The organism is Sphingomonas sp. ID1715, from assembly GCF_013044515.1.
Lineage (GTDB): Bacteria > Pseudomonadota > Alphaproteobacteria > Sphingomonadales > Sphingomonadaceae > Sphingomonas_B.
Genome location: NZ_JABEPR010000006.1, coordinates 1 through 21,580 on the forward strand (window position 1 = coordinate 1; position 21,580 = coordinate 21,580).

Here is a 21,580-nt window from a genome sequence, read left to right on the forward strand (position 1 = left end):
GGCGAGTGGCCGACTGTCTTCGGCGACCCCAAGATGACCACCGCGCTGCTCGACCGCATTACCCACCACTGCGACATCGTCGAGACCGGCAACGACAGCTGGCGCTTCAAACACCGCAGCTGACGCCCGAGGCACCCGGCAGAGAACGCTTCGCGCTGGTTGCGCCTCCGGTCGGGCTACGCCCGCCCTACGCCGCAACCAGCGCGAACGGCGCGCCCGTCATACCTGTCACGCTGCTCGACGAAGGGGGTCTCTTTTGGACGCCGATAGGGGGTCCTTTTTGGACGCCGATTGACAGGATCAGCGAGCACCCGGAATTCCTCGCTGTCCTGGTAGCGTCGGATCAGCCACCGGAAGCTGCGACGGTCGAGCGGAGCCGGCGCGAGCTCACCGCGCTCCACCCTTGCGAGCAGTTCCTCATATTTCGCCACGAACTTGGGCTGTCTGGGCTGGTCCTCGATGCTCAAGCCGCGCGTGTGCGGCATGGCGATGTCGCCGGTGAGCGCATGCCGGAAGCGCCAGTAGCGGCCCTTGGCAAGATAGGTGTAGCGAAGGTCAGCGTCGGCCACGGCGTCTCTCCAGAAACCTGCGTTCGACCTCCTTCGCTTCCTCTTCTCTCTGCAGGGGACTGAGCGGCTGGCCGCCAAGGCTGTCCGCCCATCGATCCAGGTCATGTCGGTCGTAAAGCACGCTCCGTCCATCGCGCTTGGGGGAGGGGCCCCGGTCCCGGATCGTCGATACGCTCCGGGAGAGATAGGCCGCGGCCAGTTCGATCGGCATCAGGCGCGGCCAGTCTGGCAGCAGCACCGTGCGTGCGCGATGACGCGCTGTCAGCAATGCGCAATTTGGGTCTGATTGCATGGGAATCTCGGAAAGGCCTCGGCCTTGTTCGGTGTGCCCTTCCTCCCATCAGCAGGCGTCTCGTCCTGCCCATTCCCCTACATTTTGCCGCTCAGCGTTGCGGCTCGAATTCCCCGAGCTTCTGCTCCCGCTCGATAAGCTCCTGAATGTGGTGATTGATACGCTGGGCGACGAACCGCGCGGCATGCTGGCCCCAGCGCGGATTCACCCTCTCAATATCGTCGCCAAGCTCGGACCTGAGTGTTTCAGGCAGAGCCTCGATGAGCGCCTCGAAGAAGGCGGATAGGCCTGAGTCAGACCATTCGATGGCGAGATCCGAGCGATCGAACAGCGCCAGGGTCAGCGCCCCCCTCGCCGGTACTTCGGCCGCGGCGAGGAGCCGCATCGCCTCGTCAAATCTGACGGCGCGCTTGCCCAGAAGGGTACGGCTCAGTTGATCCTTGCTGAGTCCCGACCGGGCGGTGAGCTCCCGCTGCGAGAGTCTCGAGCGCGTGATCAGCTTCGAAACGACAACTCCAAGCGGCACCGATTTGCCGGCGGCCGAGAGGCTCGACACATCCATATCTACTCACCTCCTGAAGGCTCGACCATGTATTCGGTCCACAAGCCATAGGAAAACAAAACAAGAACATTCTATCGCAATGGCGCAGATCGGCAATCGGGAGTCGATCTCATTATGAAGGCTAATCGCCCTCTGGCTCGGGGCGGCTAAGAAGACGCGAAGGCGTTCGCGGCCTTTGCGAACCGGCGCGCTCCCGCTTCACTGGAACACGCGCGGAATAGGAAGCTTCCTCTCTGAAACCGCGAGACTCCGAAGCAGGATCACTCACCTGGCAAGCTTCGGCCACGACGCCTGCTCCGATCTCAAGGGTCCGACTTATGCTCGTATGGACGGCATCATCGAAGGAGGCGCGTGGCGGTCCCCGTGAGATGCGCTTAGCAGCGGCGCATGAGCGCCTCTGAGGTCATTGCCGCCGCGGAGCGTGTCACCCGCCGTTTCCGGGCCAAGACCCTGTACGCGGGCGGTGCTCGCACTTCTGTCTATCTCGTGCTGCTGCATGACGCCCGGAGAGGTGGGCGCTGGGGCCTCTATGTCGGGCAGACCGCTCGTGATCCGGACGAGCGGTTCGACCAGCATAAGGCTGGGTACAAGGCGAGCGGCGCCGTGCGGCGGTTCGGAGTGCAACTCCTCCCGTCGCTTGTCTCCCATCTCAATCCGATGAGTGGCTGGGAGGCGGTCGAGGTCGAAGCCGCGCTTGCCGACGCGCTCCGGCAGGCCGGCATTGGGTGGATTGAGGGCGGTCACTGATGCCGAACCGACCTTTGTGCTTGCACCCCCACCGGTTCGGCGCTTCTGGGCGCGTATGGCCAGTGATCTGAGTTCTATCCTGACGGCGGTTCTCGATCAGGCGCCTGATTGGGTCAGGACGGAGTTCGCTTCGAAAGATGCGATCCTTCGCCAGCGGGCAGCCGAGACGCTGTCGGCTATGCTTGCCGCGGCGCTCGTCAAGGCACCGCACCTCACGTTTGAACCGCCGGTCGAGAACTGAAGCGGATGCGAGAAGCTGAGGCGCCGGCCCGGCCTGCGATCGGCGGCTCCAGGCGGTGACCGCGCAAGCACCGGTGCTCGATGCCGGCATAGCTCAATGCTTCAGAGCAGCCGCGTCGCTTATGAGCTTCGCTGGAAGGGCTGTTTATGCAGACGGTCTCGGCGCGTGCCACGCTGTCGGCGCCGGGTCAGGTCTCTAGAAACTGGCGCCACAAGGCTCGCCCGGACGGGCGCGACTCGGCCCGGCATCATAGGGAGAGCCGCTATCGCTCTCTCAATCGCGAAACACGCGAAACGCCCGGCATCTGTTCGGTATTTCATCAGCGTGGCGGCGAAGGCCTCGCTGCAAATGCGATCGGTGACGCACCAGCCACGCCAGCTCCGGCAATCCGTTCTTTATTCGTTCCTATTGGTTGAGGCGCCGAGCCGATCGGGTTCCAAGTCTTCGAAGCGATCCATGGCGGGTCGCATCGAAAGCTTGGAGACAAGAGAATGTACGTTTCTGCTCGGGTGCGCGGGCTGTTGAACAGCCGTGCGGGCGATTACCTGCTGGCCGGCCTCGCGGCCGCCGCGGTGGCGACGGCAGCCCATGCGGGCGCGGACGCGACCTTCGCCCCGGCGCTCACCAAGTTCACCGATTTCCTCGAGGGCTCGGGTGGCAAGATCATCGCCGTCCTCAGCCTGGCGGGCGGCATCATTGGCATGGCGTCGGGCCGGTTCAGCCTCGGCCAGGTCGCGTTGCCGGTCGGCGTCGGCATCGGCGTCGGCACCGGCGTGCCGATCGTCACCTCCACCGTCACCGCGCTCATCTGAGCGCCTGGTGAGGGAGGGCGGAGCGACGATCATGACCGACAGATATTTCGTGCCCCGGCGGCTCGACGATCCCGAGCTCATCGGCCTTTGGACCCTTGATGAATTCATGGGGCTGGCGATCCCGTTCGCCTGGGGCATTCTTTCCCAGCATATCCTTTTGGGCGTCCTTTTCTCCTTCGGGGCGTGGTGGGTGCTGCGCAAGGCAAAGGCCGGTCGCGCCAGCTCCTGGGTGGTGCATGCCGCCTATTGGTATCTGGGGGAGAGCTTTGTCCGTCTGAAGGTCACTCCGCCCTCTCATTGCCGCCTGCTGGCCGGGTGAGGAGGCACCTATGCTTGCCGACATCGCGCATCAGCGCGGCCAGGCGCTGCTCAGGCAGCGAAGGCTCCTCCTGATTGCGCTCGCGTCATCCTTCCTGGTCAATGTGGGCGGGCTGCTGGCGCTGTCGTCCAAGGACCGGGAGGTCATCCTGCAGCCGATCACGACGCGACCGCTCAGCATCACATCGTCCGGGGTGAGCGCCGATTATCTCGAGCTCGTCACCCGTGACGTTGCCCTGCTGCTGCTCAACCGGTCGCCGGCAGGGCTCGACTATTGGATGGAGCAGATCCTCAAGGTCGCGCATCCGGCCGCCTACGGCACGCTCAGGGCTGAGCTGGTCAAGATCGTGACCGAGCAGCGCGGGTCCGATCTCGCCCAGGCCTTCATGATCACGGGAATGACGATCGATCCCAAGCGCCTCGTCTCGGAGGTCGAGGGCGAGCTCAAGACCTTTGTCGGCGGCCAGGTGATTGCCAGCGAGAGGAAGCGGTTCCGATTTGGCTGGCGCTACACCGGCCTCAACCTTGCGCTGACCAGCTTCGCACTGGTCAGCAAGCCCGAGGACCTCTCCAAATGATCACTGCACTTTGCCTGGTCGGGCTCGGCGCGACGTCGCTTGCGCTTGGCAGCGCGCGGCAGGCCGATACCCTGTTGAGGCCGCTCGGGGCCGCGCTGCTCGCCGCTGGAGCGGTGCTCGCCGCCGGTCCGGCGCTGGCCGACGAGCATGTCCAGGCCGTGGACAATGGTCAGGTCGCCTGCGCGCTTTCGTCCCGCGAGCTGACGCGCGTGGCGCTGGTCGGCGACGCCTTTGCCAGCGTGAGCAAGATCACGAGCGGGTCGCCGCTCGAGGACTTCACCGTCACCAACGAGCCGGTCCGGGGTGACATCTACCTGTCAGTGCCTGTGGGGTTCGTCGGCACGCGCGTGAGCTTCTTCGCGACCACGAAAAAGGGCTTTGTGTACAAGTTCGCCTGCGAACTTGGCGGGGCCGACGCCACGCAGGTGTTCGTGACCAACCCGGCGATCGCCCTCGACAAGGCAGACGCGGGCTTGCCGCCCATCGCCCCTAGAGACGAGGCGACCCGGCTCATCCAAGCGATGGCGGTCTCGGCCGTGCCCGACGGCTTTCAGATCAAGCAGCCCGCGGCGGCCGCAGTCCGGGTCGGCGAGCTCGGCATTCGGCTGATCGCTGAATATCGCGGCAACAAGCTGGTCGGGAAGACGCTCCGGATTGACAATCGCAGCGCCAGGCCGGTGACGGTGAGGGGCACCGATATTGCGCCCTCGGGCACGCTCGCCGTCAGCATCACCGATACCGACCTTGCGAGTGGCGAGGCGACCACCGCCTATGTCGTGGGTGCAGCGGGAGAGGGGACATGGTGAGCCCAGTGTCCCGAGCCCCTGAGCCGGGCAGCGCCGCGTCCGATACCGCCGCGACAGAGAATGCCCTGGGCGCGCTCAATGCGAAGACCGCCCGGCGCCAGCGCATGGTCCTGGCGGGCGGAGGCGGCACCCTGGCGCTCGCCGCGCTGTGGCTGATCTTCGGCGGTGGCGGCTCGGACCCGACGTCCGATCCCGACGCGCCGCAGCAGATCGAGACCGACGGTCTGGTCAACCGCGACCTCAGCCAGCGCGAGTTCGTCGCCATCTATGGCAATCGCCTGGATGCGCAGGCCCGCCAGCTCAAGAGCCTCGAGGAGAGTCAGTCCAAGTCGGGCGAGCTTCAGACCCGGCTCGATGCCCTCGCCGCCGAGAACCAGGCGCTCAAAGCCGATGGCACCCGCACGATTGACGCGCTCACCCAGGAGAACCAGCTGTTGCGGACGCAGGCGACCCAAGCGGCAGCTGCCCCGCCGCCAGGCCCGCCCGTCTATGGCCCGACCGCCGGCACCGCGCAGGCGGGAGTGGGCACCGGCGCGGAGATGCCGGCGCCCATGCCCGAGCGGAGCGTGAAGACGCTGAGCTTCGTCACGATCGAAGCTGGCGTTCCGAAAGGCGGGCTCAAGGTCGCGCGCGTCCAGGCGCCAGCTATCGAGGTCGAGGACAGCCCGGACTATCTGCCGCCCAATTCCTATGCGCCGGCGCGCGTGATCGTTGGCGTTGACGCCTCTGCAGGCGTCGCGAGCCAGACCGATCCGCTTCCTGTCGTCCTCCGGATCACCGGGCCGGCGCGATCCGTCATCCAGGACGGCAAGCTGCTTGAGACGAACATCAAAGGCTGTGTCGTGAACGGAGCGGCCCGGGGCGATCTCTCGGCCGAGAAGGTCTATGTCAAACTGCAGAAGATGACATGCGACCAGCCGGGTGGCCGCGTCGCTGTGAGCGAGGTCAAGGGCTTCATCAGCTTCGCCGGCAAGACGGGCGTCCGCGGCCGGGTGGTTAGCCGCGAAGGGAGCCTCGTCACCCAGGCGCTGCTCGCGGGCGTGGTGGGCGGATTTGGGCGGGGCTTCTCCGCCAATGCCAACAGCCTGTTCCAGGGGCTGGGGGCGGCTTCGGATGGCCGCCGCCGCACCTTGTCGGCCGGCGAGGTGGCCGAGGGCGGCTTCGGCCAGGGGGTCGGAGAGGCCGCCGACACCGTCTCCAAATATCTGATTGAGCGCGCCGAACAATATCAGCCCGTCATCGAGATGCCGACCGGCATCGATGTCGAGATCGTCTTTCTGGACGGCGTCTTTGTGAGGAACACCCAATGAGCTGGACCCATCAGGTTGCGCGGGGACGCACGCGCCTTTCCCGTGCGCAGGGCGCGCTCTTCTGGAGCGTACTGGCCCTTGGCTCGCTCGGCGCCGGCATGGCCGCCGGTAGCGTCAGCAATCGCATCGCTGCCCAGCATGGAACCGCCACGCAAGCCATGCCTGGGCAGGTGCTCGCGGCGCTCAAGGCACGGCTGCCGCGCACCAGGATCAACACGGTCGCCTGTGACGGCCTGGGTGGGCTGTGCGAGGTGGTTGCGGGCACCACGCTCTTCTACACCGACCGGACTGCCCGCTATCTGGTCATCGGCCGCGTCTATGACATGGAGACGCGCGCCGACCTGACCGCGACGCGGCTCCTCGCGCTCAATCCCGACCTGCTGGCCGCTGGTGGAGCGCGGCGTCAGGCAAGTGCGGACTCCCAAGAGGCGCCGGTGCGGAGGTCGCCGCGTGTCGATCTGTCGGAACTGCCCACAGGCGGCGCGATCCGCTGGGGGCCGCGCGGCGGGCCCAAGGCCGTGGTGCTGAGCGATTTCGCGTGCGGCTATTGCAAGCGCCTCACCGCCGAGCTCCAGGCGATCGGCGCAAGGGTCGAAGAGCGGCCGATCTCGATCTTCGGCGAGGCAAGCCGGGCTGCGGCCGAGCGGGTCCTGTGCGCTGCCGACCCGGTCCGGGCGCTGCACGCGGCCTATGAGCAGCGGGAGATCCCCGCACCGCGGGCCTGCGACACCTCCGGACTGGACGCCAACGAGACCTTCGCGAAGCGCCACGGGTTGACCGGCACGCCGGTGATCATCCGCGCGGACGGCGCAGTGCTGCAGGGCTACCGCCCCGCCAAGGCGCTGCGCGCGTTTCTTGTCGGAGGCGTGGCATGACCCGGCGCCGTCTCCTGATCGCCGCCGCCTCCTCGCTCCTGGCCGGATGCGCGACGCTTGGCAGCACAGTCAAAGGCAGCTTCGACTGCCGTGCGCCCGAGGGCAGCTGCGCGCCGACCTCCGCCATCGACGCGACGGTGGCCGCGGCCGAGGCGAGGGCCGACACGCTGACCCGGCCCCGATCGTCCGGCAGCGGTGTACCCCGGCCGGCGCGCACGGGAGAGCGGACAGTCACCATCCACTTTCCAGCCTTTATCGACGCGCGCGGAGTCCTCCACGAGGAGGCGGTCGCGCATGCCGTGGTCGAAGGACCCGCTTGGGCGATCTCGCCCAATCCCCATGCTCGCTTCTCGCGCAGTCCCGCCCCTTCCTCCCTGCGCGAGGCCGTCGCCGGAGCATCCGCTCCGGCGATCGAGGGGCTTGAGTCGCTCCCCGCTCAAGCCCCTCACCCCATCTCAACCGGGCACCCTGCGGACGTTCCTGGCCAGGCAGCCTTGGATGCGGCGCGCGCGGGGCACCGGATCGGGGAAAGGGCGGTCGCAGTGCCGCGAGCACCGCGGCGAGCCCGCATCCCGCAGGTCGTGCCGGGGGCAAAATCGCACAGGCCTGAGAGCGAGCCGCAACCAAGCCAGCCGGTCCCGAACGGTGCGACCAGTCAGCCGCGAGCCGACGCGCTCGATCTGAGCGAGTTCCTGACGGTGACGCCCGCCACGGGAGAGCCGCGATGAGCTTCTCGGTCGCCCAGCTGGTCCGGACTGTCTCGGAAGGGTTGTTCGGCGATGCGGAAGCCGCGGAGCGCGCGCGACCGGTGATCGGCCTCGACATGCTGTCGAGCTTCCTGCCGTACCGGGTCTATGAGCCAGCGACCCGCCTCTACCTGAACGCCCGCTCGACCGGCTTCGTGCTGAACGTCGCGCCGCTGGTCGGCGCCGACGAGCGCACGGGCGAGCTGATCGGCCAGTTCTTCTCGGAAGGCTTGCCAGCGGGCGCCTGCGTGCAGATCGTCCATTGGGCGAGCCCAAGGATCGGGCGCAACATCGCCCCCTGGTTTGCGCCGCGCTATGCGAGAGGCGGTGTCTATGAGGCGATCGCCCGCCGCCGGGCAGACGCTCTCTACGACCTCGTCTGGTCGAGCGGATCGGCAACCGCGCCCTTTCACGCCCGCCATCACCAGCTGCTCGTGTCCGTAACCCTGCCGACCTCAAGCCCGGTCTCGCGCGAAGAGCTGGCCGCCGTCCGCGAGAATATGGCGGGCGTGCTCCGCTCGCTCGATGTGCCCGCCGCCGATATGGGCCCCGTCGAGCTGATCGCATTTCTTGACGAGCTGACCTCGCCGACCACGGCGAGCGGCGATGATGCGATCGACTATAATCCGCTCGATCCCATCGCCGACCAGGCCATCCGGCGTGACATCGAGATCGTCGTCGAGGAGAACCGGCTCAAGCTCCGCACCGAGCGCTTCCGGCCGACGGGCCGGACCAACGAAGGCGCGCCGGAGATCGGTGAAGTCTATCCTGACCGCTTCGACGTCCGCCACTATGGTGTCCGTAACATGCCCCAGCGCTGGGCGCCCTGGGACACGGCCCGGCTGATCGGCGACCTGTTCACGGACAAGCTGCGCTTTCCTTGTCCGGCCGCCACATGTTTGTGCCTCGTCTATCCCGACCAGGAGGCGGCGACTGCGCGCGCGGGATTGAAGTTTCTGCGTTCAACCTCGCTCAGCGAAGGTCGTTCGGCGCGCTATGTGCCGCGTCTGGCCGAGCAGGCGGCGGAGTGGCGCGAGGTCCAGGCCCAGATGCAGGAGGGCCGGCGGCTGGTCCGCGCCTTTTTCGGGGTGACGAGCTTCTCGCCTGACGGCTTGGGGGACGCGCATGAGCGGACCATCAAGTCGCTCTACAAGGCCGCCGGCTGGGATCTCGCCTGCGAGCGCTTTCTCCAGGTCCAGGGGCTGCTCGCGGCGATGCCGATGACGCTGGGTGACGGGCTCGGCGCCGATCTGGAGCGGTGCCGGCGCATGCGGACCCTGCTCTCGACCACGGCTGCGAACATTGCGCCTCTCCAGGGCGAGTATCTGGGCAGCAATGTGCCGCACCTCATCCTGCTGGGGCGCCGCGGGCAGCCCTTCTTCTGGTCGCCCTTCGAGAACAGCGCCGGCAATCACAATGTCGCGATCCTCGGCAAGTCGGGGTCGGGCAAATCGGTGCTCCTGCAGGAGATGTGCACGGCCCTGTGCGGGGCGGGCGCCAAGGTTGTCGTGATCGACGATGGCCGGAGCTTCATGAACAGCTGTCGCCTGCAGGGCGGCGCCTTTGTCGAGTTCACGCTCGGGTCCGGCTTCTGCCTCAACCCCTTTTCGATGATCGATGCCGACCGCGTCGATGGGGACGATGATTATCGGCTCGACTGCATGGCGATGCTGAAAAGCATCGTTGGACAGATGGCGCGCTATACGGACAGGCTGACAGATACCGAGCGCGGCCTGATCGACCAGGCCGTGAACCGGGTGTGGGAAGTCGAGAGGGGGACAGGGTCGGTCGACGCTGTCGCCGAAGCGCTCGACGCCACCGGAAATGAGGACGCGCGTAATCTCGCCATTGCGCTCGGCCCGTTCCGGTCGGGTGGCACCTATGGCGGATTCTTCAACGGCGAGGCCACGCTGAGGCTGGAGGCGGATTTTACCGTCTTCGAAATGTCGGATCTCGCGACGCGCGAGGAGCTCCGATCGGTCGTGCTCACCGCCATCATGTTCATGACGAGCCAGGCGATGACACGCACACCGCGATCGACCAAGAAGCTGCTGCTGATCGACGAGGCCTGGTCGATGCTGCGGGGCGGCTCGATGTCCGAGTTCGTCGAGACCTATGCGCGCACGGCGCGCAAATATGGCGGCGCCATCGCGACCGCGACCCAATCCTTGAACGACTTCTACAAGTCGGATGGAGCCACAGCGGCGCTCGAGAACAGCGACTGGATGCTGATCCTCCAGCAGAAGCCCGAGACCATCGCCGATCTGAGAAAGTCGGATCGCCTGCAGATGGACGACCGGACGGAAAGCCTGATCCGATCCCTGAAGCGCTCCGGAAACGAATATTCGGAAGTGTTCATTCGTGGACCCGAGGTGCAGGCGCTCGGCCGCCTTGTCCTCGACCCCTATTCCGCCACGCTCTTCTCGTCCTCGCCCGAAACCTATGCCGCGATTGAGCATGCGGTGTCAGGTGGAATGAGCATCGCCGACGCGATTGCGCGGGCCTCAGCACAGGGGAAGCGGGCATGAGCAAGGCGGCTGCCCGCTTTCGCCAGCTTCTCGCAGATAGCTGCTTCGTAGCGCTGATGCTCACGCTCTGGTCGGGCGCCACGCTCCTGGTTTCGCTCGGCACCATACTCGCCATCGCGCTTGCCGCGAGCGGCGGCGATGGCGAGGTGCTGTTCAGCCATCTCGAGAACTTAAGCGTCCATTATCTCTCGGCGGACGCCGCGGCACGATCCGTATTCGAGCGCGACGCCGCCGGCCTGTTTGCCGGCATTGTCACTCTGGTCGTGCTGGTGCGCGTGCCGCGGCTGATTGCCCGCGTGCGGGCAGGTCTCAGCCGGGGCACCTCACCTGGCTGAGCTGATGAGCTCCCGCTGGACCATCGCCGGTCGGGCCCCCGCCCGGATAGCCATGATCGCCCTGTGTCTTGCCAACACGGTCTGGGGCGTTTGGGCCACGCGGGCGATCCTGGCGCTTGAAGGCAGGCAGATCGTGTCGGTCAGCCTTACCGGCCTCGTGAGCGACTTTATCGCTGCCGAAAGCAGGCGAGCGGACTCGCCCGAACAGGCTGCGGCGCGCGTGCGCGCCTACCTCGCCAGCCTCGATCGGGCGGTGGCTGCTCTGGAGCGCGACGGCGCGGTGGTGCTCGTTCGGGAATCGGTGCTCGGACAGGGCGTACCGGACCGAACGGCCCAGGTGCGCCGAACGGTGGAGCAGGAGGTGATCCGTGCGCCTCGCTGACACGATCGGCTCGCCGCGTCTGGCGCGGATCGGCCTCGCGGGCGTCCTGTCCCTGGTTGCCATGGGTTTGGGGGCGCTTGCGAACTGGCGGGATGATCACGCGCTGCTCATCAATGCGACGACGAGCCTGCCGAACTGGGCGTTTGTCCTGGATCGCAGGAAGTCACCTGAGCGCGGCGACATCATCTTCTTCATGCCGCCCGAAAGCGCTCTGCTCGTCCGTCACTTTGGGCGCGACCGGCACCCCTTTGGCAAGATCGTGATCGGCGCGCCAGGCGACCGGATCACCGCGGTCGACCGTACCTTTGTGATCGGCGGCAGGCCAGTCGCGACGGCGAAAGCCGCAAGCCGCCGGGGCGAACCGCTCGCGCTTGGGCCAACGGGCGTTCTCCCGCCCGGCTGCTTCTTTGTCGGCACGCCTCATCCGGACAGCTTCGACAGCCGCTATGCGGCGATTGGCTGGGTTTGCCGTCACCAGATCCTGGGCGTTGGGAGGGCGATCCTGTGAGAGGGGTCGCCTCTGCCACGGCACTGGTCCTCGCGAGCCTGAGCGTTGCGGCTGCTGCCCGCGACTATGGCCAGCACGGCGCCGTTTTCCCCGTCATCGAGGCGGACCTGCTGAGGGTCATCCGGGATCGGCTCGTGTCGATGCAGGCCTCGGGCGCGCTCGATCGTGCCAATCGACAGCTCGCGGAGCGCACGGCCGCGCGCGTGCGGCGACCGGCCAGGGTGCAGGGGATCGTGACCGCCAGCGCGGCCAGGCAGTGGATCGTCGATCCGACCATCACCGTCTCGAAGGACCTGGCCGACGCCCGCGGACGCGTGGTCGTGCGTGCCGGCACGAGGGTCAATCCCCTCGACACGGTGCCCTTGCGCCAGAAGCTCCTGTTTCTCGATGGGGATGACGCGGCGCAGGTCGCCTGGGCTCGGCGGCACACGACGTCGCTTACCGCCAAGCTGATCCTGGTCGGCGGATCCCCGTTCGACCTGATGAAGACTGATCAGCGCCGCGTCTATTTCGACCAGGCCGGAACGCTCACCCGCCACTTCGGCATTCGGGCCGTGCCGGCTCTGGTCGAGCAACAGGGCCGCACGCTCCGGATCACGGAGTTCGTGCCTCGCCCAAGAGCGCAAAGATGAGCGGGCCTGTGCGGAACCGGCAATGGCTTGAACAGGCGCTGCAAGCGAGGCTCGGCCGGCGGCGGCGCTTGCGCCTGGCCTTCATGGCGGCGCTGTGTGTCATTGCAGTCTTCGCCGCTGAAAGCAGTGCGCGCGCCGCGGGGACCCCGGGCCGCTGCACAGGGCGCTTCGTTAATCCGATCACCGACATCTGCTGGAGCTGCCTCTTCCCGATGTCGGTCGGTGGCTTGAACATCTGGCCGTCGCTGGCCGGTCGCCCCGACACCGACAACCCCGACCTGCCGGTCTGCGCGTGCGGATTGAGGCTCGGCATCGCCATGGGGTTCTGGGAACCGGTCCGGCTGGCCGACGTCAGCATGAAGCCCTGGTGCTTTGTCAATCTGGGCGGGATGAAGCTCGATCCGGGGTTCGACATCGGCTTCAAGACGATCGCCGGCCCGAGCGCAGTGGGCGGCAAGGCCCAGAATACGAGCGGCTGGCACGTCCATTGGTACGCCTATCCGCTGATCTACTGGCTCGAGATCGTCACCGACTTTCTGTGCCTCGAGAGCGGCTCGATCGACATTCTCTATATCACCGAGATCGATCCGCTCTGGCAGGATTCCGAGCTTACCGCGTTGATCAACCCGGAAGCCGTTCTGTTCGCCAATCCGCTGGCGCTCGCCGCCTGCGCCGCCGACTGTGTCGCCGCCACCACGCGCCTGCCGACCGACCCGCTTTTCTGGTGCGCCGGCTGTCAGGGCATCATGTACCCGCTCAATGGCAACATCGCGGCGTCGATCGGCCATGTGCAGGCGAGCCGGCTCGCGCTTGCCCGCTTTGCCTACAAGCTGCACCGCGAGCTCGTCGCCTGGGGGACCATGGGCTCGAAGGGCCTGTGCGGCAAATATCTGATGCCGGTGATGCGCAAGCAGCAATACCGTTTCCAGGCGACCAATCCAAATCCCCAGACTGGCGGCCGGTACGCCTGCGCGCCGATCGGGGCGTCCACCACCTTCATGTCGGCCGGCCAGGTCTATCCCGCGATCGGAGAGGATATGGGCTATCTGGTCTGGCGCAAACGCAATTGCTGCGTGCTGTGATGCGTGCGGTGACATTGATCGTGACCGGTGTCGCGGCGACGATCGGGGCCGTGCTGGCGCTGGGCACCGGGCTTGGCGCGCAGACGGTGGATGGCTTGGACCTCGAGCGTGTGCGCGAGCGTGCCCGGCTCGATCCCGGCGCAGCGGCACAGTTCGAGGAGACAATCGCGCGCCGCGGCGATCGCTTCAAGGCGGAAGCCGCCGAACTCGCGGCGCAGGCTCGGGCCGGTCAGGCTAAGCTGAGCGGCGAGGCGCGATCGTCTGCCCCTTCGGGTTCCTTCGACTTCGATGCGATGGTGGCGAGCGCAGGCGCCCGGGCGGAGAGCGACGCGCAGGACCTGCCGCGCCTGATCGCCTTTGCAAGCCTCTCCATGCCGCAGCCGGCGCTCCGTCAGATGATCGCGGATGTGAGCCGCGTGGGCGGCGTCATCGTCTTCAGGGGTTTCCCCGCGAACAGCGCCAGGCGGTTTACTGCGGGCATCGCGACGCTGATGCCCGAGGGCACACCTAATGCGAGCATCGGAATCGACCCGCGCCTGTTCCGAGCGTTCAACGTCCAGGTCGTTCCCACCTATGTCGTGACCACGACCGGATTCGATCTGTGCGACGGCTTCAACTGCCGAACCGCCCTGCCGCCGCATGATCGGATCGCTGGCAACCTGACGCTCGATTATGTCCTGACGACTCTCGCCGGAGGCGATGGCCCCGCCGCGGATGTGGCCCGCATTTATGCCGATCGCGTGAGGAGGCGCCCATGATCCCGCGCCATCTCCTGATCATCCTCGTGATCGTCCTCGGGCTGATGGGCGGGATCGAGACGATTGCGGCGAGCCAAACCCCCGGTGCCGCCAAGGCGGATGGCAAGAGCTTTGCGAACGCGATCGCCGGCAAAGCGCAGGCGGCTGCGCGCACGGCCCCCACCGCCGACGCCGTGCCGCACTTCTCGAACACGGCGCCGCAATCGTCACTGTTCGACAACCCTGACGCCATAGGCGCCCAGTCGGCGGCCGCCGCCGCAACGAACGAGGGCTATCGCGCGGTGCGCTCGTCGATCGGCAACCGGCCGCGGATTGCGCCCATCGACATCGAGGCGACGATTGCACGGTCGCAGGCCATCTCCGATGAGCCCGCGACCTTCGTCACGGGCATGGGGATTGACGGCGGCCAGGGAAGCTGTCGCGAGCTGCCGCCATCGGTGAGCGGCGCTGGCTTCTATGAAGCCACCTGTAACAGCGGCGTCGCGCTGTCCCAGTCGGTCGAGAGCTGCACCATTCCTCTCAATGTGAGCGTCACGCGCACCACACGCTACCGCTATTGGTGCAGCGACTTTGATTGGGAGCGGAACGGGGTCGACGATTGCAGTCTGATCTATCCGGCCGGCTGCGAGCTGACGGGCACGCATCCGGGGCGCTGCCTGCAGGGCACGCCGCAGAACTGCACCGAGCCTGGCGAACCGGTGTCCGAACTTCTGTGCGCCGGCCAGGCTCCCGGTGGCACGCTGCTGGGCACGGAACAGAGCGTGGCCCTCAACGAAGCGCGCGACGAGAGTGCATGCGCCGGGCTCGCAGGCGACGCCGCCTGCACCGGGTCGCCCGAGACCTGCACCTCCAGCGATCCGGTCACCCGCGTCATCGACGGTGTCGCTGTCACCCGGCCATGCTGGGCCTGGTCGCGAACCTTTGAATGCAATCGAAAAGGCGCGGCGCAGGATTGCGGGGAGCTGGAAGCCAATCGCGCCTGCAGCTTCGTTCGCCAGGAGTGCCTGACCGAGGAAGACCCCTGTCCGACCTGGGAGCGTGTCTACCGCTGCCCGCTTCCAGATCGGGAAGCCACCAGGCAGTATATTTGCGACGGCGATATCTACTGCATCGGCGGTGAGTGTGAGACGATCGACCGCCAAGCCAATGCCGAGTTCGGCCAGGCGGCGATTGCCTTGAACGCGGCCAAGCAAGCGGGGCTCGAGTTCGACGAGAGCACATTGAGCCTGTTCAAGGGCGAGCGCCAGACCTGCAAGAAGGCCGTGTTCGGCCTTCTCAACTGCTGCGCCGGCAAGGCCTTTCCCCTGATCCCCTATGGTCAGCTGCTGGTGGTGCTCGGCTGCAGCCGCGAGGAGATCCTCCTCCACCAGCGGGACGCACAAGGCCTGTGCTCCTATGTGGGCAGCTATTGTTCGGACAGTGTGCTCGGCGTCTGCGTGACCAAGCGTAAGGCCTATTGCTGTTTCGAGTCGAAGCTGAGCCGCATCCTCCAGGAGCAGGGTCGGCCGCAGCTGGGTCTTGGCTGGGACAAGCCCAAGCGCGAGACCTGCCGCGGCTTTACCATCGATGAGTTCGCCCGGCTTGATCTCAGCCGCATGGATTTCTCCGAGATCTTCGCCGAGTTCCAGGACGCGGCGAAGCTCCCGGACGAGCTGAGCACCGTCGCCGAGATCCAGCAGAAGATCGAAGACTTCTATGCCCTGAACGGACCTCGCAAATGACGGTGTTGCTGCTCCTCGCCATGCTGGCCGCGGAGGTGGTGCCAATCCAACAGGGCGAAGCCGGGCGGACCGCTCAAGCGAACGGCCAGCAGGGCGATGCCTTTTACTGCCGCGAGCGCCGGCTCGGCACCTGGTTCTACTGCGAACGGCCGGAGGCGCCGCCTGCCAAGGTTGCCGAAGCGCAGGCGAAAGCGGTCGAGCAGCTCGAGGCCATCACTGCGGAGCTGCGGGAGCTGAAGGCGAGGGCGATCCTCGATCCGACGCCTGCTAACGTCACCGCCTATATCCGCTTCCAGCGCGCGCAGCTCGACCGGGCAAGCCTGTTCGGCGATGTCTGGCAGCGCGCGATCTGGCAGACGCCCGAGCTCGATTATACGCTCGAGCGGCCGGTGGGGACGGTCGCGAAGCAGCAATGGCTCGACCAGCGCAAGGGCGAGCGGGCGCGGGCGCTGGACCAGCTCGGCACGCGCTACGGCCTGTTCTACTTCTTTGCGCAGGATTGCGGCGCCTGCCGCGTCATGTCGCCGATCGTGAAGGCGGTGGCGGACACGCACCGCCTGACGGTGCGCGCCATCTCGACCGATGGCGGCCCATCGGAGACCTTTCCTCGCTATACGGTCGAGACCAACCAGCGCGCGGCTATGGGCCTGACCGCCCGGATCACCCCTGCCGTAGTGCTGTTCGACAGCCAGACCAAAAAAGCCATCCCGATCGGCTACGGCATCATCGCCGCCGACGAGCTGATGGACCGCATCTTTCTCCTCACGCAGCGAGAGGCCGGCAGTGACTATTAAGCGCGCCCAAGTGGTGGACGAGAGCCACACCCCCAAGCCAGCGACTCCCGAGTCGCGCCGGAAACGCGGTCGTCGACCGCGGCTCCGTGCCGCAATCGCTCTTGCGAGCCTGCTCCCGGTCGTCACGCCGCCTGCGACAGCCCAGGCGAGCGTGGCGAGCGCGATGGACGACTTCATGCGCGATGCCGGCGGTGCCGCCAATGTGACCGGCCCGAGCGCCTTTCAGGGGCAATCGGCGGGCTATTACAGCCTTGGCAATGTCTGGACCCGCTTTCCCCAGAAGACGACCAATCTCGTGAACCTTCAGTTGCCGTCCGCCCGTGCGGGCTGTGGCGGCATCGACCTGTTTGCCGGGTCCTTTTCCTTCATCAACGCCGCGGAGATCGTCGCCATGCTGAAGGCGGTCGCGAACAATGCGGTCGGCTTCGCCTTCAAGCTTGCGATCGACACCGTCTGCCCGGAATGTTCGAAGGTCATGGATGAGTTTGCGCAAAAGGCGCAGATGATGAACTCTTTGAACATCTCGAGCTGCGAGACGGCGCAAGGGCTGGTGGGCTCACTTTGGCCTAAGGGCGATCTGGCCGACAAGGCGATCTGCGAGGCGATCGGCAACTCGGAGGGCATCTTCTCGGACTATGCCGCCGCCAAGCATGGCTGCGGCAATCGCGGCGAGCGGGCGTCCACGCTTGGCCGGGGCGATCCGGCGAAATGGGATGCGGTCAACTCGGCCGTCCCTCGCAACTATACCTGGACGGTGCTGAAAGCCTCCAGGTTCTTCAACGCCGGCGGCAGCTTCGACCGAGAGCTCGCCGAATATGTCATGACCATGGTCGGCACGATCATCTACGTGCCGCCGACCGACAGCGATCCCGGACGCTTCCAGCCGATCGCGGGCGACACCTCGTCGACACTCGTTACCGCGCTCCTCGATGGCGCCAGCGCCGGACAGGTGCAGGTGTATCGCTGCGACTCGGAGGACAAGTGCCTGTCGCCGACGCTGACGTCCCTGAGCGTGCCGCAGGCGAAAGCCATCCGGCCGCGCGTGACGGCGCTGATCGACGGCATGGTGGCGGCCATCCGCGCGGACACGGCGATCACGGCCGAGCAGAAGGAGCTGCTTCAGCTCGCCTCCATCCCGCTTTACAAAATCCTGACCGTGCAGGCTGCCTATGCCCGCGGGCTGTCGGCAGATGACCGCGCGACCCTGGCCGAGATCGCGTCCATTGACCTGCTCCACGCCATTCTCGACCAGCTGGTCAGCGAAGTCGGCAAGTCCAAGGCGAGCTTTATCGCGGCCGATGAAGCGAAGCTCGCCCAATGGACGGCGCAGATCAATGTTGCGCGAACTGCACTCGCCGATCGGCAGCAGACGACCCAGGCGCGGGTGACCGCGATCATGCAGATCATCCAGAAGACGCAGTTCCTGGAAAATGTGCTCGCGGCCTCGATGAGCCCCGGCATGGCGGCCTCACTCGACTGGTCGCGAGCCGTCAACAATCGCGGATTGAACTGATGGCTTCGCCCGGCCGGCGCGGCCGCAGGGCCGCGACCGACGGGCGATGCTCTTCGAGCGGACGATAGCCCATGAGCACAGTCGAGCTCTTCACGGTCGGCGGCGGCGAATATGTCGTCAACGTGTTAAACGCGGTCGCCGCCTGGACCGGGTCGGGCGGGTATAAGAGCCTCATCCAGGTCGTGATGGTGATGGGGCTCGGCTATGCGGTGCTGATCGTCGCGTTCAATGCAGACTGGCGCGCCTGGCTGAACTGGTTCCTGCAGGCGACGCTCATGTACATGGTGCTGATGGTGCCGCGCATGGACGTGCACGTCACCGACCGCATCAATCCCGGGCTTGCGCCGGCGCAGGTCGCCAATGTGCCGATGGGCCTGGCGCTAATGGCGAGCTTCACCAGCCAGGTCGGCGACTATCTGGTGCGCTCGTCCGAGCTGGTCTTCGGCCTTCCGGGCGACCTCAATTATAGCCGGAACGGCATGATTTACGGGTCGCGTCTTTTCGAGGCGACCCAGTCGCTGCGCATCCGCGATCCCGAGTTCGCGGCCAATCTGGACGAGCATTTCCGTCAGTGCGTCTTCTATGATGTGCTGCTCGGCCGCACGTCCATGGAGACGCTCGCCAACGCGAACGACATCTGGACGGTGATCGGACCGGGCAGCCAGGCCCGCGCACAACGCTTTCTGACGCGAGACGGCTCAGGCCAGGTCAGCTCGACGATCGAGACCTGCCGGGATGCTTATGCGCGGCTGAGCAGCCAATGGACGGCGATGACGGACGATCTCGGCCGGGTCTTCGGCCGGCAGCTCTATCCCAAGCAGAGCGCCGAGCTGGCCAAGGCGAAGCTCTTTGCCGATCTGCCGGTCGCTTATCGCTATTTGACGGGCATCTCGGCGTCCGCCAGCGACATCCTCAAGCAAAGCCTTGTGGTCAACGCGATGGGGCAGGCGATGCACGGAATGGCGGGCGCGTCCGGCACCGGCCAGGTCGATGTCTATGCCCAGACCCGGGCCGAGATCCAGACGCGCAGAACCTATGGCTCGATCGCACACTCGGCCATGAAGTGGGTGCCGATCCTCAACATCGTCCTGACGGTCGTATTTTATGCCCTGTTTCCGGTGCTCTTCCCGCTCTTCCTGATGCCGAAGAGCGGTCCCGTCGCGCTGAAAGGCTATCTGACGGGCTTCTTCTACCTGGCAGCCTGGGGTCCGCTCTACGTGGTCCTGCATATGATCTTGATGCTGAAAGGGGCCGGGGAGCTGGCGGCCGCCGGCGGCTCGAACGGGCTCACGCTAGCGAGCTTCACGGGCATGCGGGACGTCAACGACGATATCGGCCTGCTCGCCGGCTATCTCGTGGCCTCCATACCGTTTCTGGCCGGCGGCATCGCCAAGGGCGCCATGGCCATCTCCAGCCACGCCACCAGCTATCTCAATCCCTCGCAAAACGCCGCGGAAGAGGCGGCGCGCGAGGCCTCGACGGGCAACATCGGCGTCGGCAATGTCAGCTTCGACAATCAGACGGTGCAGACCCGCCAGCACGACCAATGGAGCCAGGCGCCGAGCTTCACATTCGGTGCGGCGCAGACCCGCGGCTTCAATGAGACCGGCACAGCGACGACGACCTTCCCCGCCAACAGCACGCTCGATGTCCCCGTTTCCAAGCTGCCCTTCGCGCCGCAGGTGACGCAATCGGTGGCCACTGAGGCCGCCCGGGTTGCAAGCGAGACCCGCACCCGCGGCGAGACGCTGTCCAACCAGGCGAGCGAGAGCATCAGCAACGCTGTAAGCCGTTTCCAAGAACTGAGGCGCGCAATCACCACCGATCAGTCGGTCGCGAACAGCTATGGCACTGACGCGCGTGCGGCCATCTCCAGCAGCTTCCGTGATGTCGATCAGGCCTCTCGAATGCTCCAATCGCGTTTTGGGCTGAGGGAAGATGTCGCGGACGCACTTGCAATCGAGAAGTTCGTCAGCGGCTCGGCTAGCCTCGGTGGTCGAGCTTCAGTGGGAGGGGCAGCCCTGTCTGGAAGTTTTTCCGCAAGTGGAACTGCAGGGATTTCTCGAAGAACGACGGATAGCGAGTCCATTTCGCAGTCGCGCGAGGCCGCAAGGCTGCAAGACGCGCTGGAGCAATGGTCCGTTAGTCGCGAGTGGTCGGACAGCAGAGGCGCCTTCGAGCGTTCGATTGCGACAAGCTCTCGATCGGACATCGCCAGCAGTGCTTCCGGCATAAGTTCGAGCGTGACGGACGCTCAGAGCTACAGTCGCGAGGCGAGGCGCTTTTTTGAAGAGGCCCGGCGGCTGGAGGCAAGCTGGTCGTCTAGGGAAGGGGAGGGAAGCGTTGGCACGCTCAACACGAGCGACGCCTTCCTGGACTTCGCACGAGCCGAAATTGCCAATACTCCTCTGGTCTATCGGGAGTTCGACCCAGCCAATGCGGGCCACTGGCACAGCGATGATGTTGCGGTCGCCGGCGAACGCAATCAGCTGCTACGGAAGTATGTGGAGCAAGCGGGACAGCGGATGCGCGAGAATGTAGAGCTTCGCCTTGCTTCGCCGGTGCCCGACGGGATTTCACAACCCTCGATTGAGGGGGCGGACGATGTACGACAGAACGGTGCTTTTACTCCAATTCAGGTTCCGAATTTGGACACGCGGAGTATCCGGGAAGCTGCCGTAGCCTTAGAAGACGAGGTCGCACGCGCAAAGGAAGAAGGGGCTCACCTCGTTGGTTCTGAGCGCGATACTCGCCGTGACGAGCACAAATCAGCAACAAGAGGGTTCACCTCAAACAAGGATCGGAACTGATTGACAGATCTCAGTTTGACAAAGCTAGCGCCCAAATCGTGATGAAACTAACAAGAAGGAGAAGAACAAGCCAAGGACTCCGTGGAGTCTTGTCGCTCAGAGGAAGGCTTTCGGCCTCAGGGCTGGGGTAAACTCCCGTGCGATCTGACGGAAAGTTTCGTTCGTCTTGGAGCGAACGTTGCCAGTGAGACTCTTCAGCATGCTCAAGCGTGAGCAGCCTTTGCCTATGCTGCTCAGCCCCTGTGAAATTGTCCGTGTCTACCATGATCATGCCGTCCTAGTAACATTGTACATATTCAGAGCTGATACCGCGAGCCGAAGATCGCTAATCTAATCCGTATACCTCTCCTCAAGATATAGAAGTCTCCAGCGGTTCTGTTGGTTGTCAGAGGAGCGCCCTCCAAGCCAATCCGGTCGGCCGCCACCCTGCTTCTGCTAGGCGCCCTTCCAAGCCGTTCATTAAACCGCCAGCTGATTTCCGATCGGGCGGCAAGTGCGGTCACTCGGCCGGCTGAGAGATCGTCCGCAAAGCTGCCGTCTAATCAGGCAGCGACGGACCTGACTATGTGAGAGCGAGGGCGGTGAGCTGACGGAACTGCCTTAAGGTCCCTCAGCGCCGCGTCTGCGCTCCGATCTACGCTGCGGCCGCGCGATCGACGCC

At 65.7% G+C, this 21,580-nt stretch carries 23 protein-coding genes; 21 read left to right on the forward strand and 2 right to left on the reverse strand.

Features of this window, described 5'->3' with window-relative positions; all coding sequences use genetic code 11:
• A partial coding sequence (locus tag HJG53_RS13910; protein ID WP_171127209.1) for an ATP-binding protein occupies positions 1 to 123 on the forward strand: 123 nt, incomplete at its 5' end.
• A 53-nt stretch (positions 124 to 176) separates the two neighbouring features.
• Here the strand turns inward: HJG53_RS13910 and HJG53_RS13915 are convergent.
• Positions 177 to 569 (reverse strand): hypothetical protein, encoded by a 393-nt coding sequence (locus tag HJG53_RS13915; RefSeq protein ID WP_171131595.1) that lies wholly within the window; start codon positions 567 to 569, stop codon positions 177 to 179.
• Between the two features lie 383 nt (positions 570 to 952).
• Positions 953 to 1,423, reverse strand: a complete 471-nt coding sequence (locus HJG53_RS13920; protein WP_171131597.1) for a hypothetical protein — start codon at positions 1,421 to 1,423, stop codon at positions 953 to 955.
• A gap of 387 nt (positions 1,424 to 1,810) precedes the next feature.
• On the opposite strand from HJG53_RS13920, the gene HJG53_RS13925 reads away from it, so the two are divergent.
• The 20 genes from HJG53_RS13925 to HJG53_RS14020 all read left to right on the forward strand — a co-directional run bounded on the left by HJG53_RS13925 (position 1,811) and on the right by HJG53_RS14020 (position 20,919).
• On the forward strand, positions 1,811 to 2,170 hold the full coding sequence (locus HJG53_RS13925) for a hypothetical protein (protein ID WP_171131599.1): 360 nt from the start codon (positions 1,811 to 1,813) through the stop codon (positions 2,168 to 2,170).
• Positions 2,171 to 2,225: 55 nt separating this feature from the next.
• A complete protein-coding gene (locus tag HJG53_RS13930; protein ID WP_171131601.1) occupies positions 2,226 to 2,411 on the forward strand; it encodes a DUF6771 family protein in 186 nt (61 codons plus the stop codon).
• A gap of 491 nt (positions 2,412 to 2,902) precedes the next feature.
• Entirely contained in the window at positions 2,903 to 3,223 is a 321-nt protein-coding gene (locus tag HJG53_RS13935) for a hypothetical protein (RefSeq protein WP_171131603.1), read from the forward strand.
• A 31-nt stretch (positions 3,224 to 3,254) separates the two neighbouring features.
• Complete coding sequence (gene traL, locus HJG53_RS13940; RefSeq protein ID WP_171131605.1) at positions 3,255 to 3,542, forward strand: type IV conjugative transfer system protein TraL; 288 nt, start codon at positions 3,255 to 3,257, stop codon at positions 3,540 to 3,542.
• A gap of 10 nt (positions 3,543 to 3,552) precedes the next feature.
• The gene (locus tag HJG53_RS13945) at positions 3,553 to 4,119 is read left to right on the forward strand and encodes a type IV conjugative transfer system protein TraE (RefSeq protein WP_171131607.1); all 567 of its coding nucleotides are present in this window, start codon (positions 3,553 to 3,555) and stop codon (positions 4,117 to 4,119) included.
• Positions 4,116 to 4,925, forward strand: a complete 810-nt coding sequence (locus HJG53_RS13950; RefSeq protein WP_171131608.1) for a type-F conjugative transfer system secretin TraK — start codon at positions 4,116 to 4,118, stop codon at positions 4,923 to 4,925. The genes HJG53_RS13945 and HJG53_RS13950 overlap by 4 nt, the downstream gene beginning before the upstream one ends.
• Positions 4,919 to 6,235 (forward strand): TrbI/VirB10 family protein, encoded by a 1,317-nt coding sequence (locus HJG53_RS13955; protein ID WP_171131610.1) that lies wholly within the window; start codon positions 4,919 to 4,921, stop codon positions 6,233 to 6,235. The genes HJG53_RS13950 and HJG53_RS13955 overlap by 7 nt, the downstream gene beginning before the upstream one ends.
• The gene (locus tag HJG53_RS13960; protein ID WP_254447789.1) at positions 6,232 to 7,110 is read left to right on the forward strand and encodes a DsbC family protein; all 879 of its coding nucleotides are present in this window, start codon (positions 6,232 to 6,234) and stop codon (positions 7,108 to 7,110) included. Before HJG53_RS13955 ends, HJG53_RS13960 begins: the two co-directional genes overlap by 4 nt.
• A complete protein-coding gene (locus HJG53_RS13965) occupies positions 7,107 to 7,838 on the forward strand; it encodes a hypothetical protein (protein ID WP_171131611.1) in 732 nt (243 codons plus the stop codon). The genes HJG53_RS13960 and HJG53_RS13965 overlap by 4 nt, the downstream gene beginning before the upstream one ends.
• The gene (gene traC / locus HJG53_RS13970) at positions 7,835 to 10,384 is read left to right on the forward strand and encodes a type IV secretion system protein TraC (protein WP_171131612.1); all 2,550 of its coding nucleotides are present in this window, start codon (positions 7,835 to 7,837) and stop codon (positions 10,382 to 10,384) included. Before HJG53_RS13965 ends, traC begins: the two co-directional genes overlap by 4 nt.
• Positions 10,381 to 10,719: a hypothetical protein gene (locus tag HJG53_RS13975; RefSeq protein WP_171131613.1), complete on the forward strand. Its 339-nt coding sequence runs from the start codon at positions 10,381 to 10,383 to the stop codon at positions 10,717 to 10,719. The genes traC and HJG53_RS13975 overlap by 4 nt, the downstream gene beginning before the upstream one ends.
• A 52-nt stretch (positions 10,720 to 10,771) precedes the next feature.
• Positions 10,772 to 11,101, forward strand: a complete 330-nt coding sequence (locus HJG53_RS13980) for a TrbI F-type domain-containing protein (RefSeq protein ID WP_171131614.1) — start codon at positions 10,772 to 10,774, stop codon at positions 11,099 to 11,101.
• Positions 11,088 to 11,609, forward strand: coding sequence for a S26 family signal peptidase (locus tag HJG53_RS13985; protein ID WP_368039587.1), 522 nt, complete (start codon positions 11,088 to 11,090; stop codon positions 11,607 to 11,609). Before HJG53_RS13980 ends, HJG53_RS13985 begins: the two co-directional genes overlap by 14 nt.
• Positions 11,606 to 12,241: a type-F conjugative transfer system protein TraW gene (gene traW / locus HJG53_RS13990; protein WP_368039588.1), complete on the forward strand. Its 636-nt coding sequence runs from the start codon at positions 11,606 to 11,608 to the stop codon at positions 12,239 to 12,241. The genes HJG53_RS13985 and traW overlap by 4 nt, the downstream gene beginning before the upstream one ends.
• 83 nt (positions 12,242 to 12,324) lie before the next feature.
• A complete protein-coding gene (gene traU, locus HJG53_RS13995; RefSeq protein WP_171131890.1) occupies positions 12,325 to 13,323 on the forward strand; it encodes a conjugal transfer pilus assembly protein TraU in 999 nt (332 codons plus the stop codon).
• Between the two features lie 8 nt (positions 13,324 to 13,331).
• Positions 13,332 to 14,081, forward strand: coding sequence for a type-F conjugative transfer system pilin assembly protein TrbC (gene trbC, locus HJG53_RS14000; RefSeq protein WP_217352862.1), 750 nt, complete (start codon positions 13,332 to 13,334; stop codon positions 14,079 to 14,081).
• On the forward strand, positions 14,078 to 15,802 hold the full coding sequence (locus HJG53_RS14005) for a conjugal transfer protein TraN (protein ID WP_171131616.1): 1,725 nt from the start codon (positions 14,078 to 14,080) through the stop codon (positions 15,800 to 15,802). Before trbC ends, HJG53_RS14005 begins: the two co-directional genes overlap by 4 nt.
• A gap of 20 nt (positions 15,803 to 15,822) precedes the next feature.
• The gene (locus HJG53_RS14010) at positions 15,823 to 16,596 is read left to right on the forward strand and encodes a conjugal transfer protein TraF (RefSeq protein WP_254447806.1); all 774 of its coding nucleotides are present in this window, start codon (positions 15,823 to 15,825) and stop codon (positions 16,594 to 16,596) included.
• Between the two features lie 163 nt (positions 16,597 to 16,759).
• Entirely contained in the window at positions 16,760 to 18,109 is a 1,350-nt protein-coding gene (locus tag HJG53_RS14015) for a conjugal transfer protein TraH (protein ID WP_171131891.1), read from the forward strand.
• A 71-nt stretch (positions 18,110 to 18,180) separates the two neighbouring features.
• Complete coding sequence (locus HJG53_RS14020) at positions 18,181 to 20,919, forward strand: conjugal transfer protein TraG N-terminal domain-containing protein (protein WP_171131620.1); 2,739 nt, start codon at positions 18,181 to 18,183, stop codon at positions 20,917 to 20,919.
• Positions 20,920 to 21,580 lie beyond the last annotated feature (661 nt).

Excerpts from the sequence above, each read along its gene's own strand:
- HJG53_RS13920 (WP_171131597.1), bottom strand. The coding sequence starts at position 1,423 with ATGGATGTGTCGAGCCTCTCGGCCGCCGGCAAATCGGTGCCGCTTGGA.
- HJG53_RS13925 (WP_171131599.1), top strand. The coding sequence starts at position 1,811 with ATGAGCGCCTCTGAGGTCATTGCCGCCGCGGAGCGTGTCACCCGCCGT.
- HJG53_RS13930 (WP_171131601.1), top strand. The coding sequence starts at position 2,226 with ATGGCCAGTGATCTGAGTTCTATCCTGACGGCGGTTCTCGATCAGGCG.
- HJG53_RS13935 (WP_171131603.1), top strand. The coding sequence starts at position 2,903 with ATGTACGTTTCTGCTCGGGTGCGCGGGCTGTTGAACAGCCGTGCGGGC.
- traL (WP_171131605.1), top strand. The coding sequence starts at position 3,255 with ATGACCGACAGATATTTCGTGCCCCGGCGGCTCGACGATCCCGAGCTC.
- HJG53_RS13945 (WP_171131607.1), top strand. The coding sequence starts at position 3,553 with ATGCTTGCCGACATCGCGCATCAGCGCGGCCAGGCGCTGCTCAGGCAG.
- HJG53_RS13950 (WP_171131608.1), top strand. The coding sequence starts at position 4,116 with ATGATCACTGCACTTTGCCTGGTCGGGCTCGGCGCGACGTCGCTTGCG.
- HJG53_RS13955 (WP_171131610.1), top strand. The coding sequence starts at position 4,919 with ATGGTGAGCCCAGTGTCCCGAGCCCCTGAGCCGGGCAGCGCCGCGTCC.
- HJG53_RS13960 (WP_254447789.1), top strand. The coding sequence starts at position 6,232 with ATGAGCTGGACCCATCAGGTTGCGCGGGGACGCACGCGCCTTTCCCGT.
- HJG53_RS13965 (WP_171131611.1), top strand. The coding sequence starts at position 7,107 with ATGACCCGGCGCCGTCTCCTGATCGCCGCCGCCTCCTCGCTCCTGGCC.
- traC (WP_171131612.1), top strand. The coding sequence starts at position 7,835 with ATGAGCTTCTCGGTCGCCCAGCTGGTCCGGACTGTCTCGGAAGGGTTG.
- HJG53_RS13975 (WP_171131613.1), top strand. The coding sequence starts at position 10,381 with ATGAGCAAGGCGGCTGCCCGCTTTCGCCAGCTTCTCGCAGATAGCTGC.
- HJG53_RS13980 (WP_171131614.1), top strand. The coding sequence starts at position 10,772 with ATGATCGCCCTGTGTCTTGCCAACACGGTCTGGGGCGTTTGGGCCACG.
- traU (WP_171131890.1), top strand. The coding sequence starts at position 12,325 with ATGGCGGCGCTGTGTGTCATTGCAGTCTTCGCCGCTGAAAGCAGTGCG.
- HJG53_RS14005 (WP_171131616.1), top strand. The coding sequence starts at position 14,078 with ATGATCCCGCGCCATCTCCTGATCATCCTCGTGATCGTCCTCGGGCTG.
- HJG53_RS14010 (WP_254447806.1), top strand. The coding sequence starts at position 15,823 with ATGCTGGCCGCGGAGGTGGTGCCAATCCAACAGGGCGAAGCCGGGCGG.
- HJG53_RS14015 (WP_171131891.1), top strand. The coding sequence starts at position 16,760 with ATGGACGACTTCATGCGCGATGCCGGCGGTGCCGCCAATGTGACCGGC.
- HJG53_RS14020 (WP_171131620.1), top strand. The coding sequence starts at position 18,181 with ATGAGCACAGTCGAGCTCTTCACGGTCGGCGGCGGCGAATATGTCGTC.